This window comes from Paenibacillus macerans, assembly GCF_900454495.1.
GTDB lineage: Bacteria > Bacillota > Bacilli > Paenibacillales > Paenibacillaceae > Fontibacillus > Fontibacillus macerans.
Map to the genome: position 1 here is coordinate 1,098,770 of NZ_UGSI01000002.1, position 25,130 is coordinate 1,123,899.

Below are 25,130 nucleotides of genomic sequence, written 5' to 3' on the forward strand. Positions count from 1 at the left end.
CTGACATTGTTCCGTTACGATGTGGCTGTAAGCTGAACGTGAAACGGAGGAATGCCCGGTGCAAAATCAAAATAACGAATCCTGTCCATCCCTGCGGTCGAACCGCAGCTTCCGGCACATGTTTGCCGCCTATGCCCTGGCCACCTTTGGCGATTGGTTTGACGCCCTGGCGATCCAGGTGATCGTCGCTTACCGTTGGGGAGTTGATCCGCTTTTGCTGGCGCTGATTCCGGTCACCATGGCGCTGCCGGGAGTCCTGCTGGGCTCTTTTGCCGGAGCGCTGGCCGACCGGCTGCACAAAGCGAAGCTTATGCTTCTGTGCGATCTGGTGACCGCGCTCCTGACCGCGGCCATACTGGCTGCGCCGAACCTGTATTGGCTGCTGCCGCTGCTTGCCTTTCGTGCGGCGGCGGGCGTCTTCCACGTACCGGCCCAGCAGGCACTGACACGCCAGATTGTGCTGCCCGGCCAACTGCTCCAGGCTACCGCGCTGAACGGGTTGGTCGGGCAAGGCTCCAAGGTGGCCGGGCCGCTGCTGGGAGCCGTGGCCCTGGCGGCGTTTGGCCCCAAGGCGTGCATCGCGATCAATATTGGCGCGAGGCTCCTGTCCGCAGCGCTGCTGTATCCTCTTGGCCGGCTGCCGAATGGCAACGCGGAACGCATCCACGTTTCCGGCGCCCGGCGTCCGCATATGCTGCGCGGACTCCTTGACGAATGGCGGGAAGGCTGGCTGCTTCTCGCGCAAACGAAACTGCTTAGAAATACGATGCTGTTTGGACTCGTTGCGCTGATCGTTTTGATGATGGTCGATTATCAGTTTGCCGCGCTGTTGCGCGGGATCGCGCCCGGCAACGAATCGCTGATCGGCTGGCTCGTATCCGCGATCGGAGCCGGAGCCGTGCTGGTCCTCCTGCTGCTTAACCGGTTCCGCCGGATTTCCTCAGGCTGGGGACTCGGTGGCGGCTGCGCCCTGATCGGCGGGGGGATCGCCCTACTGGGCCTCTGTCCTCCCGGAATGGGACCGGCATGGCTGCTCGGATTCGGCCTGCTGATCGGTATCGGCAACGGCGCGTATATGGTGACGCAAAATTATGTCCTGCAGAAGGAATCGCCAGAGCAGGCGATCGGCCGCGTATTCGGCATTCAAAATACGATCTCCAGCGCGATCATGCTGACCGCTCCGCTGGCCGGGGGCGTCTTGATCCGGCTGGTTTCGGCAGGCACCGCGTTTCTGCTGATCGGCCTGCTGCTTGCCTCGATCGGGACGGCGGGCGTGCTGTTTCGCGCGGCCTTATGGCCCGTTTCGCCGCCGGAGAGTGAAGAAACCCACCTACCGCCTGCGGCCGAGCGTTCTTATCCGGGCGGGGCGTGACCGCCAGGCATTATTTGATACTAGAATTTATAACTCAACTTTCGCGGCAAAACATCGGCAGACAAGCCTTGATGTAGCTGGGTAAAGCAGCAATCCATTGGCGGAGTTGACGCTGAATCAGAGGCGGACAGTGTCTTCCCGGTTTTTTGGGCTGCTTCGTTGATCAAGTCGAGCAACTGTTGTAAGTCAATCAGCCAATCGAGTGTGCCGGGCTTCGTCGCACAGCCAATAAAACAAGCTACTCAACCGCTTTGCTGCGATTCCGCTCAAACATGGAAGCATGGAAGCGTCAACGATGCAGAGGCGTCACGATCCGGCGGGGTCAGTGTATCTACCTTTTGCACCGTAGCCGTTTCGAGCCGTGTCACAAATCGACGCCAGGTGATGGGGCTGTTTAAAGGGACTGTCTAAAGGGTTCGTGTCTCGATGCTCCTGCCTCCTGCCTGCCTTTGCACGATTATCCCTTTCGTTCATGGAGCAGTGAGCAGGGGGGGCTAGAGCAAGGGTCCCAAAAAAGGAGAGAACAAAAAAACAAAAAAAGATGAGGAAAAAATGAGGCGGTTCAGGTTAGATTTTCGGCTTGATAAGGGAACGTATGTTTGTTATAATGAAATAAATGGAACTTATGTTCGTATATTCTTGATTCGGGGGCGAGTAAACATGGAGATCAATCCGGGAACGGAACATCAGCCATTCAGCAGCCGTTTTAACAGCGAGCAGGACTGCATGGAGGCGCTAATCGCGATGAAGTGGCCAAGCGGCTTCGTCTGCCCGCGCTGCGCTCACACCGGGTGCAGCCGTCTGACTTCCCGGCATATCCCTTTGTTCGAGTGCGGAAAATGCAAGCATCAAACATCGCCTTTGGTCGGCACGATTTTTGAAGGAACGCATCTCCCCTTGCTCAAGTGGTTCGAGGCCCTGGATTTATTCCTGCTTGAGGGCGGTATCTCGGCGCTGCGGCTGCGCCAGATGATCCGGGTCACCTACAAGACCGCCTGGTCGATGCTGCACAAAATACGTCATGCCGTGGGGGAGTTCGATGCCCGGGAGCTGCTCTCCGGAGACGTGAAGGTGAATAGCGATCAGTATGGTCGTAATCCGTCCCGGTGTCAGCTTTCGCATCCGTACGCCTCGGCGGTCGTAGCCGGCTGCACGGTCACGGAGTCGGGCGAGCCGGAACAGGTCAAAATCCGCCTGGTGCCGCATAAGCGGGGAGGCGAAAAAAGGGCAAACCGTCACGAACTCGCCGCGTTTATTGGCGGGCATGTGGATGTCCATACATCGGCGGTACAGTTGTTCCCTCAGGCCTTTCGGCTGTATGCGCCCTTGCGGAAAGTGGTGAGAGAGGCGTGGGAATCGCTGAAGAGTACGTATGGAGCCTTGGGACTGAAGCATCTGCAAGCGTATCTGAACGAGTACACCGTACGCCGTCGGCTGCGCCTGCAAGGAGGACGGCCCGGAGCGGAAGAAACGATGCGGCAGAAGTTGCTGCAGATGTGTGTGGCGATTCAGGCGATCCCTTACCGCCGGCTGATCGCGCGCCAACCGAATCAGCCCCTTGCGGCTGCGGCTTGATCGGGACGCTGGAACGGTGGGGGGGAGTTTGATGCAAATCAACTTAATGGTTTCTTGATCTCCTGTCTTGATCGCTTGTCCGGTCTGTTTCACCTCCCCTAAACCTCATTCCTTCTCCTAAGCCCGTCTAAATTATCTCGAACCTATCTGTTTCTCCACCAAATATTTTTTTCTCCCGAACTTGTCTTGCTCTCTGCTACCTGATTAAACGGGATAATCGTGCAAAGCCTCCGGACAGGGAGTGTTAGATCTGCCGCCCCTCACCCCCCACTTCCCTATCCTCAAGCTTTCAACGCCCTTCCGCGTTCTCTTGCCACGATCGGTTTGCGACGAAAACCTTCAATTTAGGGACTCAAGCTGATTTTTGCTCTGCGAAAGTTGAGTTATTAAATTTCCGGCGGGGTAGAGGACGATACGCAGGAGAGGGGAGGAGCAGGGGAAGGGTTTTCGTAGTCGAACCGAAGAGGGAGTGGGTATGGGGTGGAAACCCTACCCATTCCCTCCCGTGCATCCAAGGTATGGGTTTGCAGGGGCAAAGGACCTCGCCAGCGGCGATGTTTTTCTAATAATATCCATCATATTGTTGATTATTCAGGCCGGGAATTCGGGCCCGGATATAGTATAATGGGGGCACTCGGATAGGAGAGGTGAAGTTTATTGTCAGGCGCAGAACTTAGCATGATGGATTATTTTACGGAACAAAATATAGAGCTCTTCCTGGAGCGCTTCCGCTCTCTAGGGCCGCTGCCCGGCATTCTGCTGACCTTCCTGAAATCGTTCGTTCCGCCGCTGCCGACGATTGTGATCGTGGGGGCCAATGCCGCGATTTACGGGATGTGGCTGGGCTTCTTATACTCCTGGATTGGGCTCGTGAGCGGGAGTTTGCTGACCTTTCTGCTGATCCGAAAAGCGGCCGAGACTCCCTTCATGCGCCGCTGGGCGGCCAAGCCCAAGGTGCGGAAAGCGATGATATGGGCGCGCAGAAACGGATTCAGCTTCGTATTTCTGCTCAGCATGCTGCCGGTAGGCCCGTTCGTCGTGATTAACATGGCCGCGGGGCTAACGCGGATGTCGGCCGTTTCCTTTGGCACAGCGGTAGCTTTGGGGAAGGCCGTCATGGTCTTCTGCGTGTCCTATATCGGCACGCATCTGTCCGACTTTGCCGCGCAGCCGGCCAAGCTCCTTGGCGTCGCGGCGTTTATTGCGGCCTCCTTGTGGTTGAACCGGAAGCTGCAGAGCTACTTCACGGCAGCCGCAGCCGAGCCCGCCGAGTAAACATGGGATAACAAGACTGGAGTTGGTTTGGCGTTATGAAGACCTGCGTGAAATCCCCCCAAATCAAAGAACCCCCAACTTCTGCGGACTTTCTTTCAAACAGAGCGTAACCGGTTCGAGATGCTGCTGCGGGGCATCCTGCCCGTGCAGTTGGCCTTTGAGCAATTCAACGGTTTTTCGGCTGACCTCCTCAATATTTTGCGCAACGTAGGACACACCGGGCAATTCGGGGTTGTCAAAAGTCATGAGCTCGATCCGGTCCAGTAAATGCTGCTCGCTCAAATAATCGTACACGTAATGGGCTAATTGAACATTGACGGTAAAAACGGCGGTAATTTGCTCCCTGTCCTTTAAAAAATCGGTGATTTCCCGTTTCGCCTGATTTTGCTGAAGCGATTGCAATTCAAGCATGCACCATAACGTTTTATCGATAGGGAACTGGTGTTTCAAATAGGCTTTTTCATAACCGGCGGCCCGGTCTTCCGTGACCGAATTCGTAATTTCCGGAGAAATATAGGCGATATGCCGGTGTCCCTTGGACAGCAAATACTCGATAGCTTCAAAGGTTCCTTGCATATTATCCGAGGTTACGCTGGCCATGCGAATATTTTTAAAAAACCGGTCTACCAATACGACCGGAAACTTGTCGAACGCCAGCTGAATAATGGTCTCGTTATAGTTCTCCGCTTCGGTCGGAAAAATGATCAATCCTTTAACCCCAAAATCCAATAATTGACGAATCGCCAAGGTTTCCCCTTCGGCGGACTCCCGCGTGATCCGCAGCATAATTTGGAATCCGTCCTCGCTGGCGTATTTCTCAATATAGTTGAGCAGCTGTTGATCTATTCGGGTTTTCATGCTTGGGAAAACGACGCCGATCATCACCGGAGAGTTCGAAACAGGCCGCAATTCCGCGGACTGGCGGGAGACGAAGGTCCCTTTTCCCTGGATTCTTTCGACCCACCCTTCCTCGGCGAGGCCAATGAGCGCGTTTTTGGTCGTGATTTGACTAACGCGGTATAAGCTCGACAATTCCTTCTCCGATCCGACCCGATCTCCCGGGCGGAGCACGCCAAGCCTAATCTGTTCTTTGATGCTCTCCTGGATTTGTTTATAAAGCGGCAGTTCTTTCATAGATTCGCTCCCACACCTAAATAGAATTATAATATACTAAGTTGATTATATATTTTGTGTAAAAAAGTGTCTACAGAAATTGGAAACACCAGTTAAATATATTATGTAATGTTTATTTAAACGAAGTGGGGAACGGGGATGGTTATCTACGCCTATAACTTTATACTATATTTAGTATATATTATTTGGATGGTATATACTAATATAGATTTTGCAGATGGAACCGCGTCATAGTATATCTTGCCAATGTTTATAGCCGGGAGGTGGCGGAGTACTGAAGCTGCAGTGCAGGAAAACTACAAGTGAAAATTTCAAGCCATTGAAAGCGCATCCAGAAAGGAGGGAGGGAAATGATTGTGAAAGCGGACACAGGGCAAGCTAAAAAGTTTTCAGAGAGAATGCTGCCCTATATCTTTATTGGGCCTGCCGTAATACTTATCACTTTATTGGCTATCGTGCCTTTGTTTTACTCCGTTTATATCAGCTTGTTGAACTACAACCTGTCTCTGCCAAGCACGATGATCAAGTTTGCCGGGTTGGAAAACTACCGGTATATGTTCAGCAACGGTCCGTTTATGAAGTCCATCGTATGGACGCTGGTCTTCACTTTCTTTACGGTATCCTTGAACGTAACGTTGGGGATGGTCCTGGCGCTTATTTTAAATAACGAGAAAATCAGCAGACAGACGCGGATATTCAAAAGCTTGTTTATTCTTCCGATGATGCTGGCTCCCGTCGTTTCAACAACGATGTGGAAAATTATGTTTGGCGCCATTTACGGGCCTATCAATTATATTATCGAATCCCTCGGACTGAAAGCGGTGGCCTGGACGGGGGAGACGCTGCCGGCAAAGATCGCCGTCATCATGATCGATGTGTGGGGTTCAACGCCTTTTTGCATGCTCATCCTGATCGCCGCTTTGCAAACGGTGCCAAAAGATATTTATGAAAGCGCGTATATCGACGGGGCAAACCGGGTAAACACATTCTTCAAGATTACGTTGCCGCTGATTCGTAATTTTATAGCGCTCGTCGTTTCGCTGCGCGTGATGGATGCTTTAAAAATATTCGATTCGATCATGATTTTGACGGATGGCGGCCCCGGGGATACGACCGAAACGATGGGAACGATGATCTACAAGACGGCCTTTCGTTATATGAACGTTGGGGCCGGTTCCGCGGGAGCGATCATTTTCTTCGCGATTATCGTCGTCGTCACGCTTGTGTTCCTGAAAGTGCTTCGTAACGATCGGCAATAGGAAGGGGGGAGAACATGAAAAAATATTATGCCGAAAAAAGCGCGCTTTATTTGCTGCTTCTTCTTTTTATCGTCCTGTTTTTGTTTCCGATTTATTGGGCGGTAACGACTTCATTCAAGTCTGTCGGCCAGATTATGAAAGTACCTCCGGAATTTTTTCCCTCCAAGTGGGTTTTGCAGAATTATGTAGAGGTGTTTACGGAGCATCAGATCGGAACATATTTTCTCAACAGCCTGATCGTTGCCGTTGTTACTACGTTGTGCACTTGCCTTGCGGCTACTTTTGCCGGATACGGCTTTTCGCGTTTCAAGTTCAGCGGGAAAGCTTTCTGGCAGTATGCCATCATTGTGATGCGTATGGTTCCGGGGCTGGTATTCATCATTCCCTACTATATTATTTTCCAAAAGCTAGGCATTCTTGATACGCTTTTCGGGCTTATTATCGTTTACATTACCGCCTCTCTTCCGTTGGCTATCTGGCTGTTTATGGGATTCTTCGACGAGTTGCCGGCAGAGATGTTCGAGGCGGCCAAAATCGACGGCAGCAGCGAGTTCGGCATTTACTGGAGGATCGCCCTGCCCCTGATCGTGCCGGGGATCGTTGTGGCTTCTATACTCGTGTTTCTGGCTGCGTATAACGAGTTCAGCCTTTCTCTCGTGCTTGTGTTTACGGACCAGAACAAAACGCTTCCGCTCGGTATCAGCGGCATGATTCAACTGCAGAAGGATACGCCATTCGGCACTTTGGCCGCCGCCGGCACCATCGCCTTCATTCCGGCGCTCATTCTGGCGTTGACGACGCAAAAGTATGTGCAAGCCGGGATTACTGCCGGAGCGGTCAAAGGTTAAACAACCATAACAACAAAATTTTGATCAGGGGGTTTCAGATATGGGAAGAAAATTGCAGTTAACGATGACATGCCTGCTGGCAACGACGCTGATCCTCAGCGCATGCGGTTCCAAAAAGGCCGAACCTTCGGCTCCGGAAGGCGAATTTAAGGAAATTACGGTACAAGCCCCGGACGTGCTCGGCATTAAATTGAACGATCTGAACGGGGGAGGAACGCTTGGCGGACAATATGCGGGGCAAAAAATCGTAGTGGCGACAAGAACGGGGGACTTTGCGGACGCGCTGAAAAATGCCGCGAAATACTTTGAGCAGGCTTCGGGAGCGTCGGTGGAGGTACAAAGCTTTCCGGCAGGCACCGATGTCGAGAAAATTCAATTGGATTTGAACACGGGACATCACTTTGACGCGGTGTTGATGCCGGTGGCCAATGTGCACGGCTATGCGGAGGGAGGACTTATCCAGGACTTGCAGCCGTACGTTGATTCCATTGCAAGCCCGAATCTGGACTTGGATGATTTTATTCCAAGCTTATTGCAAAGTTATGGCAAGTATAAAGGAAAGCTGGTTGCTTTCCCGTACAAACCGGATTCGCAGTTGTTTTTCTACCGCAAGGATCTGTTTGAGGATCCGAAAATCAAAGAGCAGTATAAAGCGAAAACGGGCAAAGAATTGGCGGTGCCGACCACGGTTGAAGATTTCTTGACGACGGCCGAATTTTTCACGCAGAAGTTCAATCCGGAGTCTCCGACCAAATACGGGTACAGTTCTATGGCTTCCAAAACCAACAGCCGGTTGATTTGGCAAAATCGTTTGGCGGCTTTCGGCGGGAAAGACGTGGATGAAAATTTCAAGCCGGCATTTAACAATGAAGCGGGGCTGAAAGCGATGGAAACGATGGTGGAATTGCGGAAATACGCCCCTTCCGAGTGGCTGCAATTGGGCTGGGACGAGGCGAATGCGCTGTTCGCCAGCGGTGAAGTTGCCATGATGGAACAATGGCCGGGGCTTTATAGCACCATTGAAGGCGATCAATCGAAGGTGAAGGGCAAGGTCGGCTTTGGAGTTACTCCGGGCGGATCGCCTACGATGGGCGGTTGGGCGATCGCGATGACGAGTACGACGAAATATCCCGAAGCTACTTATAAATTTTTGGAGTATGTCACTTCGAAGGACGGGGAATTGCTGAAAATCGATTATACCATGGACCCGACACGTACTTCCAATTACGAACGTCCGGAAGTGATGGCTTCCAATCCGATGTATCCGGCACTGCTCGACTCCTTGTCCGCGGCGAAAATTTTGGTGGATCCGGACGTGCCGTTCGTATCGTCAAAACTGAACGATATTATGGAAAATGCGGTTCAGGCCGTGCTGAGGGACTTCCTTACTCCGCAAGCGGCGCTTGACGAGATGCAGCAAGAGTTCGAAAAAGAAATTAAATTTGCCGGTTTAAGTCAATAGTTGAGGGGAGTTGCGGACAGCATGAGCGGTATGCATACGCGCGGGGAGTATCCGCGTCCACAGTTTGAACGGAGTTTGTGGTTAAACTTGAACGGCGAGTGGCAATTTCAATTCGACGACAAACAGGTCGGGGTTGCCGAACAATGGTTCAAGGACAAGATTCTGGAGCAAAAAATCCGCGTGCCTTTTTGTTACCAAAGCAAATTGAGCGGAATCGGGGTTTCGGAGTTTCACGATACGGTCTGGTACAAAAGGACGGTCGACATTCCCGAGGAGATGAAGGGCAAGCGGATTATCCTGCACTTTGGAGCGGTTGATTACGCTTCCCGGGTTTGGGTGAACGGCCATATGGTCGCTGCACATGAGGGTGGACATACCCCGTTCGCCGCAGACATTACGGATGCGCTGAAGGAGAACGGCCCGAACGTAATTACGCTGCGTGCGCAAGACTTCAGCAGGGATGTTACCTTGCCGCGAGGCAAGCAATATTGGAGAGAAAAATCCGAACTGATCTTTTATACTTCGACAACGGGAATCTGGCAGCCCGTGTGGATCGAGGCGGTAGAACCGATTCATTTGCGCCGGGTTTACTATTATCCTGATATTGACCGGAATGAAATCGGCATTCAATATGTAGTGGAAGGCTGGACGGAAGATACGGAGATTACGATCCGGACCCAAATCTCTTTTGAAGGGGAAACGCTCGCGGTCGATGAGTGTAAAATGACGGCATCCCGGCAAAAGCGCCGGATCGAGCTGCATGATTTTAACGATCACGGGATGGGGCGCTGGTGGAGCCCGGAGCATCCGCATCTGTACGATGTGGAATACCGTTTGTATGCCGGAGGGGCTTTGCTGGATACGGTCCGCAGCTACTTTGGGATGCGCAAAGTGTCCGTGGACAGCGGCAAACTGTGCCTGAACAACCGCCCGTTTTACATGAAGGCTATCCTGGATCAAGGCTATTTTCCTGGCGGCATCTTGACAGCCCCGGCGGATGAGGATTTAAGACGGGATGTGGAGCTGACCAAACAAATGGGGTTCAACGGTGTCAGAAAACATCAAAAAATTGAAGATCCGCGTTTTCTGTACTGGTGCGATAAACTGGGACTCGTCGTTTGGGGGGAGGCCGCGAATGCCTATGCTTTCAGCGAAAGCTATGTGAAGAAATTTACGGCGGAATGGGCCGAAGCGGTGGATCGCGACTTCAACAGCCCTTCGATCATCACCTGGGTTCCGCTGAATGAAAGCTGGGGCATCCCGAACGTGAAGGTGGACGAGCAGCAACGGCAGCACGCCATCGCAATGTATCATTTTACAAGATCGCTGGATCCGACAAGATTGGTCATTTCCAACGACGGCTGGGAGCACGCGCAATCGGACTTGTGCACGATCCACGACTACCGGTGGGATTACGGCGAACTAACCCAAAAATACAGCCGGATCGAAACAGCGCTGGATGCGCCGCAAAATCGGGATATGTATGTGAAAGGGTATCGGTATGAGGGCCAACCGGTTTTAATGACGGAGTTTGGAGGGATTTCCTTCCAGTCCGGAGACCAGAGCGGCTGGGGCTACTCGGGGGCGATCGACGCCGCGGACTTCGAGGTGCGCGTGCGGGCGGTGATCAAAGCGATGCATGATTCACCGCTGATTCAAGGTTACTGTTATACGCAATTAACCGATGTCGAGCAAGAAATCAACGGGCTGCTGACCTTTGACCGCGAATCGAAAATTCCTCTGGAAACGATACGGCGATTTAACGAGGGCAAATTTGAACCGGAGGAGGACCTATGACAACAACGGCAATACCAAGAGCGGAATATCCGCGTCCGCAATTCGTCAGAAATAGTTGGCGCAGTCTGAACGGGATATGGTCTTTTGCGTTTGATGACCGGAACGTCGGGGTTAAGGAAAAATGGTATCAAGGAAAGGCGAATTTTCCGCTGGAAATCACGGTGCCTTTTTGTTATCAGAGCGAACTGAGCGGGATCGAAGACAAGCAGGTGCACGAATGCGTGTGGTACGAAAAAACCTTTGCGGTCCCCGATGAATTTGCGGGCAAACGGGTAATCCTGCATTTCGGAGCGGTGGATTACGAATGCAGCGTGTGGGTGAACGGCTTGCCGGCCGGGAAACACCGCGGCGGGTTTGCCTCTTTTTCGCTCGAGATTAGCGATCTGATCGCCGGGAAGGACAACCGGATTACCGTAATGGCCCGGGATTATCTACGGGATTTGACGATTCCCCGGGGCAAGCAATACTGGAAGGCTAAGGGGGAAGTCATGTGGTTTACGAACATGACCGGTATCTGGCAGTCCGTGTGGCTTGAATTCGTTGACGAAATTTATATGGAAAAGGTGCGGTTCACACCGCATTTGGATACGAATGAAATCGAAATTCAGGCGTTTATCGACGGCTGGGATGACCGGCATCGGATAGAGCTGGATACGCGTATCGAATTCGCCGGGGATGTCGTCGCGGAGGAAAGCAGAAGAATCCTGGCGGGCACGGAGGCTTGGCGCGTGAATTTGCGGGATTTTAACGATCACGGCCTGGGACGCTGGTGGTCGCCGGAAACCCCCAACTTGTACGACGTCAGCTTTGAACTTAAAGTCGATGGAGTGACCGTCGATCAAATTGGCAGTTACTTCGGGATGCGCAAAATATCCGCCGACGATGGGAAACTGTGCCTGAATAACCGCCCATACCGTATGAAGCTCGTGCTGGATCAAGGTTATTTTCCGCAAAGCTTGCTGACGGCCCCAACGGAGGAAGCGCTTCGCCGCGATGTCGAATTGTGCAAAGAGATGGGATTCAACGGAATGCGCAAGCATATGATGGTAGCGGACCCGCGATATTTATATTGGTGCGACAAGCTTGGCGTGTTGGTTTGGGGAGAGATGGCGGCCGCCTACGTATATAACGAACAATATGCCTACCGCATGATCGAAGAATGGAAGGAGGTCATCGATCGTGACTACAACCACCCTTCCATCGTCGTTTGGGTTCCGCTGAACGAAAGCTGGGGAGTTGCGGATATTTATTATAACGAGAAGCAGCAGCATCACGCGCAATCCCTTTACCATATCACCAAATCGGTCGACTCAACCAGACTGGTCATATCCAATGATGGCTGGGAGCATTGCAAATCGGATTTATGCACGGTGCATGATTACTGCAAAGACCCTGAAATTCTGAACCGGCGCTACTCGAGCATCGAAAATATCATCGCCGATATGCCCGGCCTGGAAGGAAGAAAGTTTATCTACAACCCGGGTTTCTCCTATCAAGGCGAGCCGGTGCTTTGCACGGAATTCGGCGGGGTAAACTACCATGTCGAGCCGAGTTCTCCTGTCGTTGAGCCCAAAGCGGAGAACGGCGAGCAGTTTGTGTCGCAACTGGTGGACGTGATTCGGCCTTTCGTGGTTTCGGGGCTTGTCCAAGGCTACTGTTATACGCAATTAACCGACACGGAAACCGAAATCTGCGGCTTATTGACATGGAATCGGGAGCCCAAGGTTCCGGTGGAAGTCATCCGTAGAATTAACGAAGGATATGCTGACTTTTAATCGAAGATTGCTAACGATGGGCCCACCGGTATCCGGGAGGGCTCATTTTGTTTTGGTTCGATAAGAAAATATTTCTTTTTTGTGAAAGCGTTGACAATTATTATGGAAAGCATTATTGTTGTAAAATAAATAAAATATTTGTATTAAAACAAATATTTTATTTATTTGCCAGACTCAATTTATAAAGGAGGCCAAACATGACTCAACATTCGTTCCGTAATCCGATTTTGGCGAATGGGGCCGATCCCTGGATTATCCGGCATCGCGACGGGAGTTATTATATGTCGGTGACGCTGGGAGACCGCATCGCGCTTTGGCGCAGCGCGACCCTGACCGGACTGGCCGAGGTTCAGCCGAAGACGATCTGGGTTCCCGCTGCGTCCGGCCCGTATTCCCGCAATTTATGGGCGCCGGAGCTCCATTATATCGAGAATCGCTGGTATATCTACTATACGGCGAACGATGGCGGCGGGGACGACACGAGAAGAGTGTGCGTGCTTGAACTGTCGGGGGATGATCCGCTGAACGGCGAGTGGCGTTTTAAAGGCGCCGTCAATACGGAATTTCCGGGACTCGACGGGACGGTCATTGCACATCGGGGAGAACTATATTTCTTCTATTCCGGATACGGATATTTTCCCGATTACGGATCGGCCGTTTATGCCGCCCGCATGGCCAATCCCTGGACCCTGACCGGGCCGAATGTGCTGATTACGGCACCGACGCTAGGCTGGGAGAAGCAGGGAGGGATGGCGATCAACGAAGGCCCGGTGTTTTTGCGGCGGGGCGGCTGGATTTTCCTCGTGTTTTCGGCGAGCGCCACCTGGTCGGATGATTACTGCCTGGGAATGACGAGGATTGCGGAGTCCGCGGATCTTCTGGACGCGAAGGCCTGGATCAAACATGAAGGCCCGGTTTTTGTTAAAAATCCGGAGTCAGGGGTCTATGCGCCGGGACATAACAGCTTCACCGTGTCTCCGGACGGCTCCGAGGATTGGATCGCTTACCACGCCTACTCCTATTCCGAGGCGGAGCAGCCGCGCTCATCGGGATCTCCCCGCAGCACGCGCCTGCAAAAATTCGGCTGGAAGAAAGACGGCATGCCGGACTTCGGCGTTCCGCAAGGGGTCGATACCCCTATACCTCGCCCATCGGGAGAATAAAAAAATATCTTCGGAACAAATATTTTGCAACTAGAAAGACTCCCAAAAATCAGGTTTGTGGAAAATAATGGCGTTGACATGCCGCAAATGCCGGATTACAATCTATCAAAATATACAAAATTATTGTATTAAAACATAATATTAGTTTCGACCGTGCCGATTTTGCTGGTATTCAGGGACTCCCGTCAGCTTGTATGTCACCCGTAAAGGCTGGGAAAATGGGGGGCTGTCCACCGCCAAAATCAGGCTGCAGAACGGCGCGAACCAAATCCGGTTTACGGGGGATACCAGGTACGTTGAGCTTGATTTCTTCGATATACGGCCGGTAAAATGAGTCTGCTGATCGTGAAATGAATAACGTTGATTTATTGCGGCTTTTTATAGTAAAGTCAATAAAGATAGAACAATTTTTGGGAATACGGTTACGGAGGTTCATATGCTGGAAGTCGGTATACATGAACCAGATAAGCTGGTTCAGGTCGCTCACGCTCTCTCGACGCGCTCTCGGGTCGACATGCTTCGTTTGCTCAACACGCGAAGCATGAATATTATTGAACTTGCCGAGGCCCTTCAGCTTCCGGTGTCGACGGTGGCGAACAACGTGAAGGTGCTGGAAGCCGCCGGGCTGATCAATACGGAACTGCTTCCGGCGGTACGCGGAGCGATGAAGGTATGCAGCCGGAATTATGACGATATTCAGATCTCGCTGAACTCAAGCATCCGGACCTCGAAGGACGGGATGAAATATTACGAGGTCGAGATGCCGATCGGCCATTACAGCGATTGCGAGGTGCATCCGACCTGCGGCATGGCATCAAGCGAAGGGATGCTGGTGCGGGAAGACGAGCCGGCGAGCTTTTATCATCCCAAGCATGTGGCGGCGCAGATTTTGTGGTTCCGCAAAGGTTATGTGGAGTATCAGTTTCCGCTGGAGATTCCGCAAAACGCACGAATCCAGTCGCTCGAACTGTCCATGGAAATGTGCTCGGAAGCGCCGAATTACGACAATGATTGGCCTTCGGATATTTCCGTGTGGATCAACGGCGTGGAGATCGGCATGTGGACGAGTCCCGGCGATTTCGGCGATCGGCGCGGGGCGCTGAATCCGCCGTGGTGGGAAGATTGGTCGACGCAATACGGCCTGCTGAAGACATGGCGGGTTGACCACGAGCGGACCACGTTGGATATGCAGAAAGTGTCCGATGTGACGCTAAGCGATCTGGGCCTTGACCAGCGTCCGAGCCTGCGGGTGCGGATCGGCGTGAAGCCGGACGCTGTCCATAAAGGCGGGGTCAATCTGTTCGGCAAGCAGTTCGGGGATTATGAACAGGATATGATCATGCAGGTTGCGTATACGCTCGATCCGGTCGAATAAACGATCGGAAACGAAACCATGAACTGGATCTGCTCATGTGCGTTATGTATACATTGAATGAAAATGAGTGAAAAAAGAAAGCCGAGCCGTTAATTCCGGTTTCCCGGAGTTGGCGGCTTTTTCTTATGGGTGAAGCTAGCTGTCGGTATGTCATTGGGGAAAGGGGCCCCTGCATACGTTTTGGTGGGGGCCACCGTGGAAATAGCGGTAAAAAAGGTTCTTATTTCCACCAAAAAAGGGGTAGATGAGGAATAGGGGATTTTTTTACCGCTATATTTTGAAAGCTAGGGGCAAAAAGCGCTTTTTCCAGGCTTCGACTTCAAATAGGGACAAAAAGTTCCGCTATTTTCCGCAGGAGGAGCAAAATCGTAAAGATAGCGCCCCAAATTACCTCTATTTCCGGCAGAGGCGGTAGCAGAGAGCTTCCCGCCTCATTCCTGCCCCGCCTAAAGTCCCGAACCACCGCAGCTGACCGCTGCTGACGCTTACCTGCGCATGCTTCTTGCTTACCTGCGCATGCTTCTTGCTTACCTGCGCATGCTTCTTGCTTACCTGCGCATGCTTCTTCACAACATCCCTGCAGGGTTGCCGCAGGAGTCAATTCCTCCGGCACTTCTTCTTCTAGCTAGTCCGTTTATTATAATCAGCCGCAGCAGCTTGCATTATATATTACAAAATTGTTGTAATAAACAAAAATATTACAAAAAATCAATATGAAACCGTTGACAAAACGCCCTCGCATCTTTATATTTAGGTACAAAGGTTCGGAATTTATGTAATAAATCATAAATTCTGTTCCTTATTTCACCAAAGTGAAAAGGGGAGGCCAACATGAAAAAAAGCTTTGCAATGCTGCTCGTTTTGTTGCTGTCAATCTCTTTTGCGTTAAGCGCGTGCGGTGGCGGTGGAAATAACGCTGCGGCGCCATCCGGTAACGAAGGGACGAACGGGCAAAATGATGAAAGCGCTTCAAATGGCGGCGGCGAGAAGATCCAGTTATCGTTCTGGACGCTTTTCTCCGGCGGAGACGGCGACAATATGCAGGCGATGATCGATGCCTTCAACAAGGAACATCCCGACATTCAAGTGAAAAATACAAAGCTGGAATGGGGAGAGTATTACACCAAGCTGATTACCGCGGTTGGCAACGGCAACGGACCGGATGTCGGCATCTCCCACATTTCCCGGCTGCCCGATCTGATCGACCAGGGGGTCGTCACCGAGCTTGACGATGTGGCCGCCGAAGCCGGCGTGGACTGGTCTTCCTTTAACCAAAACATCCTTGACGCTTCCGTAGTGGATGGCGCGCACTATGCGGTGCCGATCGATACGCACCCGTTTATTATGTACTACAACAAGAAGCTGCTGAAAGACGCGGGGCTGCTTGGCGAAGACGGCAAACCGGTCATGGAGCAATCGGCCGACGGTTTCGTCGCTTTCCTGAACACGCTGAAAGAAAAACTGCCGGCAAAAGTGACTCCGTTTGCCTTGTCTAACACAAATGACGATCCGTTCCGTTTGTGGTGGGCGCTGTACTCCCAGCTCGGGGGCAATGACGTCGTTTCCGACGACTTGACCACCGCCCAGGTAGATACGGACAAAGCGGTTCAGGCGGCCCAATATGTCCAGGATCTTTTCCATAAATATAAAGTCATTAAACTGAACGACCCGGACTTCTACAAAAATTTCCAAAGCGGTACGGCTGCCATTATGATGACCGGAGTTTGGGCCACAGGTACTTGGGAGTCCACGGAAGGGCTGGAATTCGGCGCGATGCCGATCCCGAAAATCTTCGATCAGGAAGCGACCTGGGGCGATTCCCATACCGTGATTCTTCCGGTGACCAAAGATGAAGACCCGTCCAAGCGGAAAGCGGCGATCACGTTCGCCAACTGGCTGGCCGACAACGGCGGCCAGGTATGGGCGAAAGCCGGCCATATCCCATCCAAACCGTCCGTGTTTGAAAAACAGGAGTTTAAGGATCTTCCTTACCGGAGCGATTACGTATCCGTGGCTTCGACCGTGAAGTTCAGCAAACCGTCCACGAAAAACTGGCAAATCCGCGATTTGGCCATGTTCAAATATTTGAATGAAGTATGGGCCAACAAAATGACGCCGGCGGACGGCATCGCCAAAATGACCGAGGAAGTCCAAAAGGTATTAAACGAATAGCGGTTAGTTCATGACGCCGGCCGTCTTTGAGGCAAACCGCAAGGTCAAAGCCGGCCGGCCAATGGGGAGGCTTGAAACGATGAAGATGAACAAACTGAGAGCGGACGTGCAGGCATTCCTGTTCCTGCTCCCCTTCTTGGTCGTTTATTTCCTGTTTACGATCTGGCCGATGATCAAGGGCGTGGAAATGAGCTTCTATAAATGGACGCTGATCAAAAAGATGAAATACCTCGGCTTGGGCAATTACGAGCGGATGTTTCAGGACCACGAATTTTGGGCGGCGATCGGACACTCGGCCATTTTCGTCATCACCACGACCCCGGCGATGCTCGCCCTGGCCATCGTACTGGCGCTGATCGCCAACCGGAACTCCAGGCTGCAGCGGTTTTACCGCAGCGTGTTTTTTATCCCCAGCATTTTGTCCGTGGCGGTCGCTTCCTATCTGGGCTTGTTTCTGTTCCAACCTTATACGGGACTGGTGAACTCATTGCTTCACCTGCTTAGGCTGCTTCCGGAAGGCGCGGAAATTTTCTGGCTGTCGGAAACGGGGCTGGCCTGGATCGCTGTTTCGCTGCTCACGCTCTGGTGGACGGTCGGTTTTAACTTCATTTTATATTTGTCGGCGATGCAGGATATCCCGGATGAGGTTTACGAAGCGGCGCGCCTGGACGGGGCCACCGATTCCCAGGTTTTTTGGAAAATCACCCTCCCGCTGCTGAGCCCGATCACCAAAACGATCACCATGCTGCAAATTATCGCTTCATTTAAGGTGTTTATGCAGATCTACGTCATGACCGGCGGCGGTCCTTTGGACCAAACCCGTCCCGTCATCCAGTACATTTGGCAAACGGGTTTCCGCAAAAACGACCTCGGTTACGCCTCGGCCATGTCCTACATGCTGTTTGTCATTTTGCTGGTGCTGTCCGGGCTGCAGTATTGGGTGAACAACCGGAAGGAGGCGAAATAGCATGAAGTGGTTTTACCGGATTTTTTCCCTGTTGATGGCGCTGCTGTTCGCTTTTCCGTTAATTTGGATGCTGGTCGTTTCGGTCAAAAAGGAAGGCATGAAAATCATCTCCGTCGTCGACTGGTTTACCCCGCCTTATTCGCTGGCGGTTTACAACGAAGTCATTACCGGCACCAAACTGTTGGCCTGGTCCTGGAACAGCTTTTTCATCGCCGTCTGCGTCACCGTGCTTACGCTGATCATCGCCGCGATGTCCGGGTTCGCCATGTCCAAAATTCCGTTCCGGTACCGGACGTTTATGTTTTTCTTCATTTTGGCGGGGCTGCTGATTCCCGGCGAAGCGACTTTGATTCCATTGTATCAGGTCGCCAAGGACATGGAGATTCTCAACACTTATATGGGGCTGATTTTTCCCGTTTTGGCCTCCCCGTTTGCGATCATCGTGCTAAAAAGCTTTTTCGACGGCATTCCGAACGACCTGCTGGAAAGCGTGCAGATGGACGGCGGCGGCATCTGGCGGATTTTCATCAACATCATGCTTCCGCTTACCCGTCCCGCGTTGGTGTCGATCGCGATTCTAACGTTTATCGGCTCCTGGAACAACTTCCTGTGGCCGTTCCTGTCCGTCACCGATGACAACCTGTTTACTTTGCCGATGGGAATCCCGACGTTAATGAATCAATATACCGAAGATTATGTCAAGCCGATGGTCATCAACACGGTGGCCTCCCTGCCGATCATGGTGCTGTTCCTGATTTTCGAACGGCAGATCATCAAGGGCGTCAGCCTCTCGGGGATCAAAGGGTAACTACTTCAACTTACGATAGATAGAGAAGGAGAGAAGACTATGACAAACCAACTTATGCGCGGTGAATATCCGCGGCCCCAGTTCGTCCGCGAGAAGTGGGCGAGCCTGAACGGAGAATGGGAATTCGCCTTTGACGATGACGGGATAGGGGAGCGGGAAGCCTGGTATGAGCAGGGAAAAGGGCGGTTCAACCAAAAAATCACGGTTCCGTTCTGTTTTCAAAGCCGGCTGAGCGGGATCGGAGACACGTCGGTTCATGACCGAGTTTGGTATCGCAAATCATTCACCGTTCCCGATGAATACTACGCGGGCAGAGTGCTGCTGCATTTCGGCGCCGTCGATTACGAGGCCAAAGTATGGGTTAACGGCAAGCTGGCGGCGGTTCATGAAGGCGGACACACGCCGTTTCATGCCGACATCACGGACGTTCTCGTCAAGGGCGGCAATACCGTCGTCGTGAAGGCGACCGACTACAGCCGCGACGTCTCGTTGCCGCGCGGCAAGCAGTATTGGGAGGATCAGTCGGCGGGGATCTTCTACACGCGCACGACCGGGATTTGGCAGAGCGTATGGCTTGAGCCGGTGCCCGAAACGTATGTGGAGCGCATTCGGATGATTCCGGACATCGACAAAAACGATCTCGATCTGGAGGTGTTTCTGGCGGGCTGCCGGCCTGGCGTACAGGTTAGCGTTAAGGCCGTTATATCCTTCAAGGGCGAGTTTGTATCCGAAGATTGCTTCGCCTTGATCCATGTTACGGGGCGCCGCTCCATCCATCTGGAGGATTTTAACGATCACGGCCTGGGGCGGTGGTGGACACCGGAACACCCGAACCTTTACGATTTGGAGCTGACGCTGCTGGTGGACGGGGAAACGGTGGATTCGGTAAAAAGCTATTTCGGCATGCGGAAAATCTCCATTGAAGACGGCAAGCTGCTGCTCAACAATCGGCCTTATTATATGAAAATGGTGCTGGATCAAGGTTATTTTCCGGAAGGGCTGCTGACCGCCCCCAGCGACGACGACTTGCGCAGAGATGTGGAACTCACCAAGGCGATGGGCTTTAATGGAGCAAGGAAGCATCAAAAGATCGAGGATCCCCGGTATTTATATTGGGCCGACCGGCTTGGCCTTCTGTTATGGGGGGAAATGGCCAATGCTTTCCGTTTTTCCGAAACTTACGCGGGCCGTATTACCCGGGAGTGGATTCAGGCCGTGGAGCGGGATTTCAATCACCCGTGCATCGTGGTTTGGGTGCCGCTGAACGAGAGCTGGGGCGTCACCAACATTTTGGTGGACCGGCAGCAACAGCAGCACGCTTTGTCTCTGTATCATTTAACGAAATCGCTGGACCGGACACGCCCCGTCATCTCCAATGACGGATGGGAGCTGGTCGCCACCGACTTGCTCACCATTCACGATTATGAATGGCGGCGGGAGGTGCTGGCGGAACGGTATGCCGCGCGGGCAACCGCTTTGGCCGCCAAGCCGGGCAACCGCTGGATTCTCGTACCCGGGTTCCCGGACGAAGGGCAGCCGATCCTGCTGACGGAGTTTGGCGGCATTTCCTTCAAAGCCGGCGATTGGGACGGATGGGGTTATTCCGGGGCCGAAAATGAGCAGGATTTTGCGGCGCGTTTGCAGAATGTAATTGAACCCGTTTTGCAATCGCCGGTGGTGCAGGGCTTTTGTTACACCCAATTTACCGATGTGGAACAGGAAATCAACGGCCTGTTGACCTATGACCGGAAGCCGAAAATTCCGCTGGAAACCATCCGTTCGATTGTTGCGGGAACCTAAAAGCCAGAGGAGAGCAAAATGACCGATTCAATCCGCAAAGACGCCGGCCTGACCCGCCAAGGCGCCGCCCTGATCAATGAAGTCATCCGCACCGAGGTTCCTTACGGAACGCTTGCGCTATGGTTTCTGGGGCAGGAGAGCGTGATTATTAAAGGAGACGGAATTACGCTTTATGTGGATCCATACGTCTCGGGCGACCTTGATTCCGGAGACTGGAGACGGACTTTTCCGGCCCCGATCGAACCGGGAGATATTCTGGGGGCCGATTTATGCCTGATCACGCATGAGCATGACGACCATATGGATGGGGGGACCTTGCCCTATTTTCACCGGCAGAACCCGGCGGCGCCGATCGTGGCCCCGGCCTGCTGCAAGCCGGCTTTGCAGGAGATGGGGATTGCGGCCCCGCAAATTTGGGAGGCCGATGACCGCCGCCAGTTGGAGCTGTTCTCCAAACTCCGCCTTACGGTCATTCCCGCCGCTCACGAACAGTTGGAACGGGATGAGGAAGGAAAACCCCGTTACGTCGGTTACGTGATCGAACTGAACGGCGTCACGCTGTACCATGCCGGGGACACGCTGGTGTACCCCGAATTGATCGAGCGGCTGCGGGCGGTCCGGCCGGACGTCGCCCTGCTGCCGATCAACGGCCGCGATTATTTCCGCGGGCAGCGCGGCATCGTCGGCAACATGAACTACCGGGAAGCCGCGGAGCTGGCGGCCGCTATCGACGCCGACACTGTCATCCCGCTGCATTACGACTTGTTTGCCGTCAACGCGGAGAAGCCCGGCCATTTCGTGGACGATTTGTACGAACGTTTCCCGGAGCAAAAATGCCATGTCATGGCCCGGGGAGAGCGGTTCGTGTACGTGTCGCCGCGGGCGTTTTTGCGGTGAACTTGTAACGGGCGGCCCGTTCCGAGCGTTAATCGCCTGCTTCGGAGTACAGGCGGGAGATCGCTTCCGCTTCGCGCCGCACCCGCTCGCGCAGCTCCGGCGGCTCCAGCACCCTGGCCTCCGGGCCGCAGGCGAGCACGATCTCGCACGCCGATTCCAGCGTCTGAAATTCGATATCCGCTTTGACAAACCCCTGTTCGTCCGGCTTTTCGGCATGGAGCACTTTGGCGTAACGCTCCCTGCGCAGCCGGTTCAGCCGGGGTTCTTTGACGTTCACCAGCGCCGGATAACGGGGCAGCCGGGATTTGAAGTCGGCGGTGGACCGTTCCCAATATTCCGCCAAATTAAAACCGGCCGGCCGCGCGAAGGTTTCAGCGAGCAGCTGCGCGTCTTCCAGACGCGAGATACGGTACGTCCGCATCTCGCCGCTGTCCTCCTGCGCCGCCGCCAGGTACCAGACGCTGCGTTTGGCGATAAGGCCCAGAGGGAGCAGCGTGCGCTCCACGGCCGCATCGTCTTTCCGGTAGCGGATGCGCAGCTTCCTTTGCGCCCATACGGCTTCCTGTACGGTGGCCAGCCAGGGGAAGGCTTCACCCGAAGCGTGCCAGCCGGCGCCGTCGATATGGATGCGCTGGCGGATCAGTTCGGCGTCCTGCCGGATCGGGGCGGGGGAAGCGGCCAGCAGCTTTTGGTAAGCCGTTTGGAAATGACCCTGGATTCCCAAATCGCCGAGCAGCTCGTTATGGCTGGTCAGCAGCAGCGAAACGATTTCCTCCGGCCGCATGCCGGTCAGGTTCGTCCGGTAGCTTTCCGCCAGCGCCCACCCGCCCTGAGCGCCTCTTTCCGCATAAACCGGAATGCCGGCCGCGCTTAACGCTTCCATATCCCGTCCGATCGTCCGCTCCGATACCTCAAGCTCCTTCGCCAAGTGGCGGGAGCTCATTTTCCCCCGATTTTGCAGCAGCAGCAAAATGGCCAGCAACCGATCCGCTCTCAAGTAGCGCTCCTCCCTTACAACGTTTTAGAGGTTGTTCAAAACGTCCGCTCTGCTCCTTACGCCCCTGGCTTCATCCGACCTCAAGCGGTTTGAAAAAACGCTCTTCGTAAGCATACGCTTCAGTGCTGAAAGCCAACCTTATTGAACACTTTATTTAATTTTACCATGAATATAAGACAACGGATGTCGTATATGCCCTGTTACACTGCTATAGAATAAACAACACAAAATGGTCAGGGAGGATGTTGACACGATGGACTTAAAGGACATGCAAAGAGAAAAACCGCTGCAGGGGAAAGTGGCGGTCGTCGCCGGGGCTACGCGGGGAGCGGGGCGGGGCATCGCCGTCATGCTGGGCGCCGCCGGAGCGACCGTCTACTGCACCGGGCGCAGCGTTCGCGGACAGGCGTCGGATATCGGCCGCAGCGAGACGATCGATGACACGGCCGAAATGGTTACGGCCCGCGGCGGCAAAGGCATTGCCGTACGCACGGACCATACCTCCGAGGAACAGGTGCAGGCTTTGTTTGCGCGGGTGGAGGAGCAGCAGGAGGGGCGTCTCGACATTCTCGTCAACGATATTTGGGGCGGAGAAAATCTGACCCATTGGAACACCCCGTTTTGGGAGCAGCCGCTGGCCGACGGCCTGCTGATGCAGGAGCGGGCGGTCAAAGCGCATTTGATAACGAGTTATTACGGCGTTCCGTTGATGGTGAAGCGGAGGGAAGGGCTTGTCATCGAGATTACCGACGGTTCCACCTACAATTATCGCGGCAATCTGTATTACAGTCTGGCGAAAATATCGCCGATCCACCTGGCCGCCGCCATGGCCGAGGAACTGCGGCCTTATAACGTGACGGCGCTGGCGGTTACCCCCGGGTTTTTGCGGTCCGAACAGATGCTGGATTATTTCGGCGTTGCCGAGAGCAACTGGCGGGACGCTATTCAGAAGGAGCCGCATTACGCCGAATCGGAAACGCCGTATTTCGTAGGCCAGGCGGTGGCTGCATTGGCTGCGGACCCGCAGGTTGCCGCCAAAGCCGGTAAGTCGCTAACCAGTTGGGATTTATCCGACGAGTACGGATTCGCCGACATCGACGGCCGTAAGCCGCATTGGGGCAACTACGCGCGGCGGCAGGGTCTGCCGGTCAACTGAGGCGGGGAGGATGACGAGCTAACGCAAAAAGCGCGAGCGCAGCGTTCCCACCGCTGCCGCTGGCGCTTTTCAGTTTATCCGCCGGCGACAGGTTCCCTCTCCGGGTGGCCTGACGGCTGTTCTGATTGGAAATATCCAATAGAACTAAAATTGAATGACAGGCAGATGCAGCGAGCGGTTTGATTGGATTTTTCCAATGAGCGCCTACTAGCGTTGCATTAACGCCTACACAAAATCTCAGGTATGCCTTGCCCGCTATTCCATTTGAGATTACGCCAGAAATCCAACGGTTGTATTAGTCGCTATTTTGCCAAAAAAGGCCCTTTCTAAATTTTAACGGTTGTGAGCGCTGTTATCTGCTCAAATCTGAGCCCAAATAGCCAGGTTTTAGCTAAATAAGCGCTATGGCAACCATTAGAATTTGAAAACGGCGATATTGGAGTAAATAGCGGCTGTGGCAACCGTTAGAAAGGCGGCCGATGCGTGTCAATCTGTTGGATTTTTCCAATGGGAGGTAAAGCGGCGCGCCTCATATTTTCAGAATCCATTTGCGGTCTGCCCCATTTATTTTCACCGGCGCATTAAGGTCCGCCCCTTAAAATGTCCCGCCGCTGCGGTTTTGCGCCATATCGCGTTCGAACGCCACGATCCAATCGCCCTGAACGGCCGCGTATCCGGCATCGCCTTCGGCAACAAGGCCGTACAGGTTTTTCACGTCAAGGTACTCCACGCGTTGGCCGTTATCGAATTCCAGCGTAATGTAATAATACGTCCGGGACGAGGAAGAATGCATATGATTATCGCCGTGGTGGCTTGATGAGCTGTGCCGGACGTCCATCCGTTTGGACACGATGCGGGCATACCGGGTTTCGCGGGGGGAGCGGGCGTTTTGGACATATTTGACGCCGCTTCCGATGAGCCCTACAATCACGATAACGAAGATAATGCCTATAAAAATCGGGACCAGCGTAAACATAAAATCAAAACCGCCTCCAAAGCCACCTCCAAAATCCCCTCCAAAGCCTGCACCGCCAAACAGCGGATGAAAACCGCTCATGATAAGCCCTCCTTAAGTCTCTTTGTGGTTTCCTTATGTTCCCTATGTCCCCTTGTGTTCTGCTATATGATATCAACCTGCCTAATCTCGCCGATGTTCTTCCTTATTTACGCAAAACGGGGAGATATGTTTCATCTTACCATGCTTTTCGCAACGATTGTGAACGAATACGAATTGTGATAAACTGGAACCATCTTAAGAAGAACGGAGGGTTCCCCGTGTTGTACATTAAATTCCGTTT

20 protein-coding genes and 1 pseudogene are annotated in these 25,130 nt (G+C 53.3%); 16 read left to right on the plus strand and 5 right to left on the minus strand.

What is annotated here, in order from left to right:
* Window positions 1-58: 58 nt before the first annotated feature.
* Window positions 59-1,372, plus strand: a complete 1,314-nt coding sequence (locus DYE26_RS28040; protein ID WP_051985248.1) for an MFS transporter — start codon at window positions 59-61, stop codon at window positions 1,370-1,372.
* 34 nt (window positions 1,373-1,406) lie between these two features.
* Here DYE26_RS28040 and DYE26_RS34995 read toward each other — a convergent pair.
* Window positions 1,407-1,612: pseudogene (locus DYE26_RS34995) on the minus strand (IS4 family transposase); the annotation flags it as partial.
* 420 nt (window positions 1,613-2,032) lie between these two features.
* On the opposite strand from DYE26_RS34995, the gene DYE26_RS28050 reads away from it, so the two are divergent.
* Together DYE26_RS28050 and DYE26_RS28055 are read left to right on the plus strand one after the other, a co-directional pair.
* Window positions 2,033-2,947: a transposase gene (locus DYE26_RS28050; protein WP_115311342.1), complete on the plus strand. Its 915-nt coding sequence runs from the start codon at window positions 2,033-2,035 to the stop codon at window positions 2,945-2,947.
* A gap of 681 nt (window positions 2,948-3,628) precedes the next feature.
* Window positions 3,629-4,222, plus strand: a complete 594-nt coding sequence (locus DYE26_RS28055) for a TVP38/TMEM64 family protein (protein WP_036627516.1) — start codon at window positions 3,629-3,631, stop codon at window positions 4,220-4,222.
* Between the two features lie 63 nt (window positions 4,223-4,285).
* Here the strand turns inward: DYE26_RS28055 and DYE26_RS28060 are convergent, their stop codons facing one another.
* Window positions 4,286-5,356 carry a GntR family transcriptional regulator gene (locus DYE26_RS28060; protein ID WP_036619643.1) on the minus strand — a complete coding sequence of 357 codons (1,071 nt, stop codon included), beginning with the start codon at window positions 5,354-5,356 and terminating at the stop codon, window positions 4,286-4,288.
* 350 nt (window positions 5,357-5,706) lie between these two features.
* On the opposite strand from DYE26_RS28060, the gene DYE26_RS28065 reads away from it, so the two are divergent.
* From DYE26_RS28065 to DYE26_RS28095, 7 genes are all read left to right on the plus strand, one after another.
* Window positions 5,707-6,615, plus strand: coding sequence for a carbohydrate ABC transporter permease (locus DYE26_RS28065; RefSeq protein WP_036619645.1), 909 nt, complete (start codon window positions 5,707-5,709; stop codon window positions 6,613-6,615).
* Between the two features lie 14 nt (window positions 6,616-6,629).
* Window positions 6,630-7,463, plus strand: a complete 834-nt coding sequence (locus tag DYE26_RS28070; RefSeq protein WP_036619647.1) for a carbohydrate ABC transporter permease — start codon at window positions 6,630-6,632, stop codon at window positions 7,461-7,463.
* Between the two features lie 40 nt (window positions 7,464-7,503).
* Window positions 7,504-8,925 carry an ABC transporter substrate-binding protein gene (locus tag DYE26_RS28075; RefSeq protein ID WP_036619649.1) on the plus strand — a complete coding sequence of 474 codons (1,422 nt, stop codon included), beginning with the start codon at window positions 7,504-7,506 and terminating at the stop codon, window positions 8,923-8,925.
* Window positions 8,926-8,946: 21 nt separating this feature from the next.
* Window positions 8,947-10,722 (plus strand): glycoside hydrolase family 2 protein, encoded by a 1,776-nt coding sequence (locus DYE26_RS28080; RefSeq protein WP_036619651.1) that lies wholly within the window; start codon window positions 8,947-8,949, stop codon window positions 10,720-10,722.
* The gene (locus DYE26_RS28085) at window positions 10,719-12,497 is read left to right on the plus strand and encodes a glycoside hydrolase family 2 protein (RefSeq protein ID WP_036619653.1); all 1,779 of its coding nucleotides are present in this window, start codon (window positions 10,719-10,721) and stop codon (window positions 12,495-12,497) included. Before DYE26_RS28080 ends, DYE26_RS28085 begins: the two co-directional genes overlap by 4 nt.
* A 197-nt stretch (window positions 12,498-12,694) precedes the next feature.
* Window positions 12,695-13,660, plus strand: a complete 966-nt coding sequence (locus tag DYE26_RS28090; protein WP_036619655.1) for a glycoside hydrolase family 43 protein — start codon at window positions 12,695-12,697, stop codon at window positions 13,658-13,660.
* A 436-nt stretch (window positions 13,661-14,096) separates the two neighbouring features.
* Complete coding sequence (locus DYE26_RS28095; RefSeq protein ID WP_036619658.1) at window positions 14,097-15,035, plus strand: ArsR/SmtB family transcription factor; 939 nt, start codon at window positions 14,097-14,099, stop codon at window positions 15,033-15,035.
* 393 nt (window positions 15,036-15,428) lie between these two features.
* Here the strand turns inward: DYE26_RS28095 and DYE26_RS33670 are convergent, their stop codons facing one another.
* A complete protein-coding gene (locus tag DYE26_RS33670; RefSeq protein WP_164815268.1) occupies window positions 15,429-15,605 on the minus strand; it encodes a hypothetical protein in 177 nt (58 codons plus the stop codon).
* A 261-nt stretch (window positions 15,606-15,866) separates the two neighbouring features.
* Here DYE26_RS33670 and DYE26_RS28100 point away from each other — a divergent pair, with 261 nt between their 5' ends.
* From DYE26_RS28100 to DYE26_RS28120, 5 genes are all read left to right on the plus strand, one after another.
* On the plus strand, window positions 15,867-17,207 hold the full coding sequence (locus DYE26_RS28100) for an ABC transporter substrate-binding protein (protein WP_036619661.1): 1,341 nt from the start codon (window positions 15,867-15,869) through the stop codon (window positions 17,205-17,207).
* A 79-nt stretch (window positions 17,208-17,286) separates the two neighbouring features.
* Window positions 17,287-18,174 carry a carbohydrate ABC transporter permease gene (locus DYE26_RS28105; RefSeq protein WP_036627517.1) on the plus strand — a complete coding sequence of 296 codons (888 nt, stop codon included), beginning with the start codon at window positions 17,287-17,289 and terminating at the stop codon, window positions 18,172-18,174.
* Window position 18,175: 1 nt separating this feature from the next.
* Window positions 18,176-18,982: a carbohydrate ABC transporter permease gene (locus DYE26_RS28110; RefSeq protein WP_036619663.1), complete on the plus strand. Its 807-nt coding sequence runs from the start codon at window positions 18,176-18,178 to the stop codon at window positions 18,980-18,982.
* A gap of 39 nt (window positions 18,983-19,021) precedes the next feature.
* On the plus strand, window positions 19,022-20,782 hold the full coding sequence (locus DYE26_RS28115; protein WP_036619665.1) for a glycoside hydrolase family 2 protein: 1,761 nt from the start codon (window positions 19,022-19,024) through the stop codon (window positions 20,780-20,782).
* Between the two features lie 18 nt (window positions 20,783-20,800).
* Window positions 20,801-21,679 carry an MBL fold metallo-hydrolase gene (locus DYE26_RS28120; protein WP_036619668.1) on the plus strand — a complete coding sequence of 293 codons (879 nt, stop codon included), beginning with the start codon at window positions 20,801-20,803 and terminating at the stop codon, window positions 21,677-21,679.
* A gap of 28 nt (window positions 21,680-21,707) precedes the next feature.
* On the opposite strand, the gene DYE26_RS28125 is transcribed toward DYE26_RS28120, so the two are convergent.
* Window positions 21,708-22,676 carry a helix-turn-helix transcriptional regulator gene (locus tag DYE26_RS28125; RefSeq protein ID WP_036619670.1) on the minus strand — a complete coding sequence of 323 codons (969 nt, stop codon included), beginning with the start codon at window positions 22,674-22,676 and terminating at the stop codon, window positions 21,708-21,710.
* A 253-nt stretch (window positions 22,677-22,929) separates the two neighbouring features.
* On the opposite strand from DYE26_RS28125, the gene DYE26_RS28130 reads away from it, so the two are divergent.
* Window positions 22,930-23,832: an SDR family oxidoreductase gene (locus tag DYE26_RS28130; protein ID WP_240534096.1), complete on the plus strand. Its 903-nt coding sequence runs from the start codon at window positions 22,930-22,932 to the stop codon at window positions 23,830-23,832.
* Window positions 23,833-24,427: 595 nt separating this feature from the next.
* Here the strand turns inward: DYE26_RS28130 and DYE26_RS28135 are convergent.
* Window positions 24,428-24,889, minus strand: a complete 462-nt coding sequence (locus DYE26_RS28135; protein WP_051985249.1) for a DUF2500 domain-containing protein — start codon at window positions 24,887-24,889, stop codon at window positions 24,428-24,430.
* Window positions 24,890-25,130 lie beyond the last annotated feature (241 nt).

What these genes read in the sequence shown, in the direction of transcription:
- DYE26_RS28050 (WP_115311342.1), top strand. Translation starts at nt 2,033, where the DNA reads ATGGAGATCAATCCGGGAACGGAACATCAGCCATTCAGCAGCCGTTTT.
- DYE26_RS28055 (WP_036627516.1), top strand. Translation starts at nt 3,629, where the DNA reads ATGGATTATTTTACGGAACAAAATATAGAGCTCTTCCTGGAGCGCTTC.
- DYE26_RS28060 (WP_036619643.1), bottom strand. Translation starts at nt 5,356, where the DNA reads ATGAAAGAACTGCCGCTTTATAAACAAATCCAGGAGAGCATCAAAGAA.
- DYE26_RS28065 (WP_036619645.1), top strand. Translation starts at nt 5,707, where the DNA reads ATGATTGTGAAAGCGGACACAGGGCAAGCTAAAAAGTTTTCAGAGAGA.
- DYE26_RS28070 (WP_036619647.1), top strand. Translation starts at nt 6,630, where the DNA reads ATGAAAAAATATTATGCCGAAAAAAGCGCGCTTTATTTGCTGCTTCTT.
- DYE26_RS28075 (WP_036619649.1), top strand. Translation starts at nt 7,504, where the DNA reads ATGGGAAGAAAATTGCAGTTAACGATGACATGCCTGCTGGCAACGACG.
- DYE26_RS28080 (WP_036619651.1), top strand. Translation starts at nt 8,947, where the DNA reads ATGAGCGGTATGCATACGCGCGGGGAGTATCCGCGTCCACAGTTTGAA.
- DYE26_RS28085 (WP_036619653.1), top strand. Translation starts at nt 10,719, where the DNA reads ATGACAACAACGGCAATACCAAGAGCGGAATATCCGCGTCCGCAATTC.
- DYE26_RS28090 (WP_036619655.1), top strand. Translation starts at nt 12,695, where the DNA reads ATGACTCAACATTCGTTCCGTAATCCGATTTTGGCGAATGGGGCCGAT.
- DYE26_RS28095 (WP_036619658.1), top strand. Translation starts at nt 14,097, where the DNA reads ATGCTGGAAGTCGGTATACATGAACCAGATAAGCTGGTTCAGGTCGCT.
- DYE26_RS28100 (WP_036619661.1), top strand. Translation starts at nt 15,867, where the DNA reads ATGAAAAAAAGCTTTGCAATGCTGCTCGTTTTGTTGCTGTCAATCTCT.
- DYE26_RS28105 (WP_036627517.1), top strand. Translation starts at nt 17,287, where the DNA reads ATGAAGATGAACAAACTGAGAGCGGACGTGCAGGCATTCCTGTTCCTG.
- DYE26_RS28110 (WP_036619663.1), top strand. Translation starts at nt 18,176, where the DNA reads ATGAAGTGGTTTTACCGGATTTTTTCCCTGTTGATGGCGCTGCTGTTC.
- DYE26_RS28115 (WP_036619665.1), top strand. Translation starts at nt 19,022, where the DNA reads ATGACAAACCAACTTATGCGCGGTGAATATCCGCGGCCCCAGTTCGTC.
- DYE26_RS28120 (WP_036619668.1), top strand. Translation starts at nt 20,801, where the DNA reads ATGACCGATTCAATCCGCAAAGACGCCGGCCTGACCCGCCAAGGCGCC.
- DYE26_RS28130 (WP_240534096.1), top strand. Translation starts at nt 22,930, where the DNA reads ATGGACTTAAAGGACATGCAAAGAGAAAAACCGCTGCAGGGGAAAGTG.
- DYE26_RS28135 (WP_051985249.1), bottom strand. Translation starts at nt 24,889, where the DNA reads ATGAGCGGTTTTCATCCGCTGTTTGGCGGTGCAGGCTTTGGAGGGGAT.